Source organism: Brevibacterium sp. AGC70, assembly GCF_057334195.1.
Genome location: NZ_JBHFIH010000015.1, coordinates 142,443 through 149,936 on the forward strand (window position 1 = coordinate 142,443; position 7,494 = coordinate 149,936).

Consider the following 7,494-nt stretch of genomic DNA (forward strand, 5'->3'; position numbering starts at 1 on the left):
ACATTAGTGACGTCGCCGATGTTTAGCGAAGTACGCGGCCGCAAGGCCGCGTCAGCACGAGCGGTCTCTGAGCCTCAGGTGTGGGTGGCGCGCGAACCGCTGAGTGAAAGCACCCCGCGGTCGAGGTCGAAGTAGTCGACGAGAGCGACGGCCAAGCCATCGTCATCAACCGACTTCGTCACGAGCGATGCACGCTGTTTGAGCACGTCCTTCGACTGACCCATGACGATTCCGTGATGGACCCATTCGATCATTTCGATGTCGTTGAGTCCGTCACCGGCGCCGATGCTCAACTCGTGGTCGATTCCGAGTTCGGATTCGACGAGTTCGAGCCCACTGGCCTTCGACACTCCGTCGGGGGCGATGTCGAGCCAGTTGCTCCAGCCCACCGAATAGCTGACTTCGTGGAGACCGAGGCGATCGACAGCCTCGGCGAACTCCTCCGCAGTTCCGTTGACCTCTCGCATGACGATGCGGGTGGCGCGTTTCTGCAGGAGCTGCTCGAAATCGACGATGTCGAGCGTGTCCGATTCCGCGAGCTCACCCGCGGGGAATGGTCCTGAGGCCCACCGGTGCAGGTCGGGATCCTCAACGAGGAACAGCGCGTTCGGCAGTGCCTCGTACATCTTCTCCAGAGCGTCCTTGGGGTCGAAGGACACGACGTGGTGCATCTCCCAGCCCCGCGGCGAAGCCGGGTCGAGTTTGACGACGACAGATCCGTTCGAGCAGACGACGAACCCTTCCTTGAGGTCGAGTGCGTGCACGACCTCAAGCGCTCCGGGCAGTGCCCGTCCAGTGGAGATGACGAGGTGATGACCGGCTTCGGCGAGCTGGGTCAGCACCTGCCGGACGGGGTCGGACAGTGATCCGTCGTAGTTGACGATGGTGCCGTCGATGTCGAGCGCGATGAGGTGTTCGGGCAATTTCTCTCCAAGCTTGAGGATCGTGGCTTCAGTAACGCGGGCCCTCTGGTCCCTGAGCGGTCATGCCGCCGAGGTAGGGGCGCAGTGCCGCGGGAACCGTGACCGAACCGTCCGCCTGCTGGTGGTTCTCCAGGATCGGGACGAGCCAGCGGGTGTTGGCCATGGTTCCGTTGAGTGTGGCGACGGGGCGGGTGGCTCCGTCGTAGCGTTCGCGGACCTGCAGGCGGCGCGCCTGAAAGGTCGTGCAGTTCGAGGTCGAGGTCAGTTCGCGGTAGGTGTCCTGTGTCGGGACCCAGGCTTCGCAGTCGAACTTACGTGCCGCGGAGTCTCCGAGGTCGCCGGCTGCGGTGTCGATGACGCGGTAGGGCAGTTCGCACAGGCCCAGCATCTTCTCCTGCAGGGACAGCATGCGCTCGTGCTCGGCAGCGGCGTTCTCGACCTCGACGTAGGAGAACATCTCCACCTTCTGGAATTGGTGGACGCGGATGATTCCGCGGGTGTCCTTGCCGTAGGAACCGGCCTCACGACGGTAGCAGGACGAGATTCCGGCGTAGCGCAGCGGACCGTCGCTCAGGTCGATGATCTCGTCCATGTGGAGTCCGGCCAGGGGCACCTCGGAGGTGCCGACGAGGAACAGGTCATCGGCTTCGAGTCGGTAGACCTCGTCGCCGTGCTCGCCGAGGAATCCTGTGCCGCGCATGACTTCGGGCTTGACCAAGGTCGGTGTGATGGTCGGGATGAAACCGGCTTCTTCGGCCACATCGCGGGCCAGATTGAGCAGGGCCATCTCCAGCTTGGCACCGAATCCGGTGAGGTAGTGGAAGCGCGATCCCGAGACCTTGGTGCCTCGGGCAGTGTCGATGGACTTGAGCGTCTCACCGATCTCCAGATGGTCGGCCGGTTCGAAGCCGTCGGTGCTGAAGTCACGAGGTTCACCGACGGTCTTCAGGGTCACGAAGTTCTCTTCACCACCGGAGGGGATGCCTTCAACGATGAGGTTCGGAAGCTTTCCCGCGAGCTTGTCGAATGCGAAGCTCGCCTCTTCGGACTCTGCCTGCAGGGCCTTGACCTTGGCAGACTTCTCCTTGCCCTCTGCGATGAGCGCAGGCTTGTCCTCTTTGGCCGCCTTCGCGATCTGAGAGGAGAAGGACTTCTGATCGGCGCGCGCGTCCTCGTATGCCGTGATGGCAGAGCGGCGTGCGGAATCCGCGGCGAGGACTTCGTCAACGAGGTCGACGGACGCGCCGCGGGCCTCCTGCGATGCTTTGAACAGGTCCGGGTCTTCTCTGAGGAGCGCTAGATCGATCACCCTCTCAGCTTAACGGCCCAGGACTCTTTTCGATATTCGAGCGTCACTCAAGTGTGTGGCCAGCTGGCACTCAAGATGGGCACTGTAAATTTGAGACATGACCATCGCATTGGACCCCATGATGACGTGGTTCGTCGTCGCCGGCATCATCGTCGTGCTTCTCGTCGCGTTCTTCCTCGGCCGCCGCACCGGGACTCGTCGTGCGCTGAGCCGGATTCGGCAGTACTCCAGAGGCTCCGATTCCGATGGCCCAGAGAGCGAGAACTCTCGCCGCTACCGGGCAGCTCTCATCGTCAATCCGACCAAGACCGATGTCAGCAGACTGGCTTCGACCGCCGAGGCGATCTGTCGTTTCGAAGGCTGGAGCGCACCGATGGTCATCGAGACCACCCCCGAGGATTCCGGCGAAGGGGCCACGGCTCGTGCACTTGACGAGGGGGTCGACGTCGTCATCGCCGCCGGCGGCGACGGCACGGTCCGAGCCGTCTCCTCGGCGCTGGCGGGATCATCGACACCGATGGGGATTGTCCCCTTGGGGACGGGTAATCTCCTGTCGCGAAACCTCGACATCGTGCTCGACAAAACCGAGTGGGCCCTGCGCATCGCCCTGTGGGGCCGCAACCGCAGGATCGACGTCGGGACCGCGAAGACCGCCGAGGATGGGGACACTCACGTCTTCACTGTGATGACCGGGCTTGGGTTCGATGCCGCGGTCATGGCCGATACCAACTCCGATCTCAAGTCCCGTCTCGGCTGGCTGGCCTACGTCGAGGCCGGGTCTCGGAAGCTCGTCGGCCGCCCCAGTCACGTGAAGGTGACTTTCGACGACGACTATCGGGTCTCAGCTCGCGTGCGATCGGTCCTCGGCGGCAACTGCGGGAAGCTGCAGGGCGGTATCCAGCTTCTGCCACAGGCCGTCATCGATGACGGGATGCTCGATGTCCTCATCGTCAGCCCGAAGAACCTGGGCCAATGGGTGGGCGTCCTTGCCTCCGTTCTAGGTCGGAAGACGTCGAAGGGCCTGCACACAGACATCAGGAAATGCCAGAAGGTCGTCATCGAATCCGGCGAGGAACTCGATGTGCAGCTGGACGGGGATCCGATCGGCCAGTCCGGGTACCTGGCTATGGAGGTCATGCCTGCGGCGCTGACCGTTCGCGTGCCCACAGTGGAACAGCGTAAGCAGATCCGGGCCGAGGCCTGGCCTGTCTGAGCGTACGGCTGCCAGCTGGTCTGCGAACCGGCGTCGGCCGGTAGATGAGTGCCATTACCGGACGGTCACATCACGAGAGCGTCTCGATGTCGTCGATTCGTTGACCAAAGTGTTACAGCTATTCACCCTGAACTAAACGTACATAAGTAGTTCAGGGCATTCCCTGTATCTAGGATGGCTGTCAGATGTGCACCCCCTCACAATTTCAAGATTGAAGGCACTCCAATGAAGAAGCTCATTCTCGCGCCGGCTGTGGCCCTCGCGTTCACTGGCCTGGTGGCCGCCCCAGTCGCCGCTGCCGAGGCCCCCTCGACTCAGTCCTCGTCTGCCAAAGCCGAAGCCAAGGCCGAGCAGATCAAGAAGGAAAAGGCCGAAAAGCTTGCTGAGGAGAAGGCTGAGCAGAAGAAGGCCGACGCAAAGAAAGCCGCTGCTGACAAAGCAGCCGAAGAAAAGGCTGCCAAGGACAAGGCTGAGCAGAAGAAGAAGGACGCAGCCGAAAAGAAGGCTGCCGACAAGAAGGCCGCGGACAAGAAAGCAGCCGATAAGAAAAAGGCTGACGACAAGGCTGACGAGGAATCTGGCGACGATGCCAAGGATTCGAAGGAGCCTGCACCCAAGGACGAGGATTCCAAGGATTCCAAGAAGGATGACTCCGACGCCAAGGACGACGCGGAAGAGATCAATGCACAGCTGAAGGTCTCCAACTCTTCGATCACGGCCGAAGACCTCGCATCCAAGGGCGTCAAGGTCACGGTCACCGGGCTGAAGGTGGGTGACAAGCTCTCGACATCCGGCCTGAGCGCACCCGTTACGACTGCCGCTGCTGACGGGAGCAAGTCGCTCACCCTCGATTACTCCGGCGATGCTGAAGACCTCAAGGAGGGCGAGAAGAGCTTCTCCGTCAAGGTCCAGCGTGCTGGCGTTCCAGCGACGACCCTCTCGGGCTCAACCGAGGTCATCGAAGCCCAGGATGCCATTGACTCGGAACTCACGGTCGATCCCGACGAAGTGACTCCAGAAGATCTCGCCGACCCTGATAAGGGCGTCCAGGTCACCGTGTCGAATGCGGAAGAAGGGGATACGGTCACCGACAGCCTGACTGAAGAGGGCAGGACTGTCGACGCGGACGGCGACTTCACGTTCGGCATCTATTACCAGGGCGATCCCGAAGAACTCGACGAAGGGCCGGTCCCCTTCACGGTTGAGATCAATCGCGGAGGCGAAGAGTCGGTCACCCTCAAAGGAGAAATCGAAGTCGCCGACGACGACCCCGATGTCGATCCGAAGGTCTCACTCTCGACCAAGGAGATCTCGGTCGACGACTTCATGAAGGAAGGACTCAAGATCACCGGCGAGGGCTTCTCCCCCGACGGTACGGTCAGCGTCAAGGGCGAAGCGGTTTCGGCTCAAAGCGCCGCCGCTCAGGCCGAAAGAATCACCGCCGACGAGGACGGCAACGTCAGCGGTGTCGTAACCGCGCCCGAATCGATCGAGGCCGGCAAATACTCGCTCACCTTCATCGACGACAAGACCGGCAAGGAGTCCGCTCCGGTCGAAGTCACCGTCACCGAAGATGCCGCCGCCGTCGATCCGATCGATGCTTCACTGAAGGTCGATCCCAAGGAGATCACAGCAGCTGACCTCTCCAACAAAGACAAGGGTGTCACCGTCACCGTCTCGGGCGTGAAGAAGGGTGACAAGATCACCGACTCCCTGACCGGGGACACCGAAACCGCCGACGCCGATGGCGACTACAAGCTCCATCTCTACTACCAGGGCAATCCCGACAACCTCGAAGAGGGCAAGGTGCCGTTCACGGTCACCATCGACCGCGAGGGAACCGAGTCTGAGACGCTCAAGGGCAACATCAACGTCGTCGCCGAAGACAAAGAAGACGGCGATGACGGAGACAATGGAGACGGAGGGGATACTCCCGAGGCTCCTGCAGAGGCGTCGTTCACGGTCTCACCGGAGATGCTTGAAGCCGCCGACTTCGCCAATGAGAAGAAGGGCGTCACCTTGGCAGTCGAAGACTGCGAGCCCGGCTCGGACGTGCACTTCGCGGTCACGCCCAAGGGCCTCCGGGTCACAGCGTACGAAAACACGGTCAAAGCCGATGACGAGGGCAAAGCTTCAGTCAATGTCTTCGGTACCTCCGACAATATCTCGGCATATGTCGGCGCCTACACAGCCAGCGCAATCTGCGGCGATGACTCGATGAAGGAATCGTTCACAGTCACGGCCGGCGCAGACGGCGGCGGCAGCGACGGAAGCGACAACGGCGGAAACGATGACAGCCAGCTGCCACGCACCGGTACAGACCTTGGCGGTCTCGCCACGGGGGCGCTGCTCCTCCTCATCGGCGGAGCAGCGATCGCCGTGACAGGTCGCCGCAAGAAGGTCGGACAGTCACCGACCGACTACTGAAGTAGAACCGCAGAGTGATCACTCGATGAACCTGATCATGTGAGCGCTTGAATGGGTGTGGCCCCGACTTCGGTGGGGGCCACACCCATTTTCAACGAGTCCGCAGTTCTCACCAGCCAACGACGCCTGTGACGGATATGAACAACAAATGTGAACACAACGACCACAACTATGCTCGTTGTAATTATTTCATTATTGTTACCTTCGTAGGAGATCAGTCACAGCTGTAAGAACGAAGGACACTATGAAGAAACTCGCACTCGCCCCCGCAGTGGCCCTGGCCATCACCGGCCTCGCCGCATCCCCCGTAATGGCTGCACCCACAGCCGACGCTTTCGGACAGACAAACGTCCAGCAGAGCAAAACCCAGTCAGATGAAGCCGAGGAGCAGGCGGAGATCAACGCCGCCGTCTCGGTTACCCCACAGGAGATCTCACAGTCTGACTTTGCTGACCAGAACAAGGGTGTTCAGGTTCAGATCACTGGACTCGAAGCCGGGGACAAGGTCTCCGACAATGTGACTTATGACGAAGGCGACTCGACTTCGGTCGAGGGCGATACTTTCTCCTACAGCATCTACTTCACCGGCGAAGCAGCAGACTTCGAGCCGCAGACCGTCGAATTCGACATCACCGTCCAGCGTGAAGGCGAAGAGGATCAGGTCATCCCGGCGAGCTTCACCGTCGTCGAAGACGGCGACGCCGAAGAGCCAGAAGCACCCGCAGTTGACCCGAAGGTCTCTCTCAACACTGAGAAGATCTCTGCCTCCGACTTCGAGAAGAACGGCCTCGAGGTCACCGGCGAGGGCTTCACCCCCGGCAGTACCGTGAACGTCATTGGCAATGCCACTCAGTCGCCCTTCTTCCAGGACGAGATCAAGGCCGACGAAGACGGCAAGATCAGCACCACGGTCGAATCGCCCGAAGACGCCCTCGAGCCCGGCGACTACTCGGTCTCCGCAGTCGATGCCGAGACCGAAGAGGTGTCGAACTACGCTAAGTTCACCGTCACCGAAGACGAGAGCGAAGAGCCGAAGCCGACCACCCCAGCCGCTGAAGCCACGCTGACCGTCTCGCCTGAGACCATCGAAGCCGCTGACTTCGTCGTAGAGAACAAGGGCGTCACCCTGGCAGTCGAGAACTGCGAGCCCGGCTCGGACGTTCACTACGTTGTCACCCCTGAGGGCAACTCCAACGTCACCGCTTACGACAACACCGTCAAGGCTGATGACGAGGGCAAGGCCTCCGTCAACGTCTACGGCACCTCTGCCAATGATGCGTCGGCCTACCTCGGCGACTACGACGTCAGCGTCACCTGCGGCGATGACGAGATGACCGGAGCATTCACCGTCGGCGAAGACGCCAACGCCGGTGGCAGCGACGGAAACGACGATGGCGGCAATGAAGACGGAAACGGTGGCGGCGAAGACGGAAACGGTGGCGGCGAACTGCCTCGCACCGGTACCGAACTGACCGGCCTCGTCGGCGGAGCTGCCCTCCTCCTCATCGGTGGAGCCGCAGTCACCATGACCATGCGTCGCAAGAAGGTGGCTCAGGATCCTTCAGAGATCTGATCTCGGGGCCTGAATCGGAGACACCATCCGGATACGACGAAGGGGGGGG

The 7,494-nt window shown here is 61.4% G+C and carries 5 protein-coding genes; 3 read left to right on the top strand and 2 right to left on the bottom strand.

What is annotated here, in order from left to right:
• Nucleotides 1-74: 74 nt before the first annotated feature.
• Nucleotides 75-923, bottom strand: a complete 849-nt coding sequence (locus ACE03M_RS13580; protein WP_485934454.1) for an HAD family hydrolase — start codon at nucleotides 921-923, stop codon at nucleotides 75-77.
• A gap of 28 nt (nucleotides 924-951) precedes the next feature.
• On the bottom strand, nucleotides 952-2,232 hold the full coding sequence (serS, locus tag ACE03M_RS13585; RefSeq protein WP_485934455.1) for a serine--tRNA ligase: 1,281 nt from the start codon (nucleotides 2,230-2,232) through the stop codon (nucleotides 952-954).
• Nucleotides 2,233-2,329: 97 nt separating this feature from the next.
• On the opposite strand from serS, the gene ACE03M_RS13590 reads away from it, so the two are divergent.
• From ACE03M_RS13590 to ACE03M_RS13600, 3 genes are all read left to right on the top strand, one after another.
• On the top strand, nucleotides 2,330-3,445 hold the full coding sequence (locus tag ACE03M_RS13590) for a diacylglycerol/lipid kinase family protein (RefSeq protein WP_485934457.1): 1,116 nt from the start codon (nucleotides 2,330-2,332) through the stop codon (nucleotides 3,443-3,445).
• A 225-nt stretch (nucleotides 3,446-3,670) separates the two neighbouring features.
• The gene (locus tag ACE03M_RS13595; protein WP_485934459.1) at nucleotides 3,671-5,872 is read left to right on the top strand and encodes a hypothetical protein; all 2,202 of its coding nucleotides are present in this window, start codon (nucleotides 3,671-3,673) and stop codon (nucleotides 5,870-5,872) included.
• 244 nt (nucleotides 5,873-6,116) lie between these two features.
• The gene (locus ACE03M_RS13600; protein ID WP_485934461.1) at nucleotides 6,117-7,445 is read left to right on the top strand and encodes a COG1361 family protein; all 1,329 of its coding nucleotides are present in this window, start codon (nucleotides 6,117-6,119) and stop codon (nucleotides 7,443-7,445) included.
• The last annotated feature ends 49 nt before the right edge of the window (nucleotides 7,446-7,494 follow it).

Bases quoted from the DNA above. Each gene is read 5' to 3' on its own strand.
- ACE03M_RS13590 (WP_485934457.1), top strand. From the start codon at position 2,330: ATGACCATCGCATTGGACCCCATGATGACGTGGTTCGTCGTCGCCGGC.
- ACE03M_RS13595 (WP_485934459.1), top strand. From the start codon at position 3,671: ATGAAGAAGCTCATTCTCGCGCCGGCTGTGGCCCTCGCGTTCACTGGC.
- ACE03M_RS13600 (WP_485934461.1), top strand. From the start codon at position 6,117: ATGAAGAAACTCGCACTCGCCCCCGCAGTGGCCCTGGCCATCACCGGC.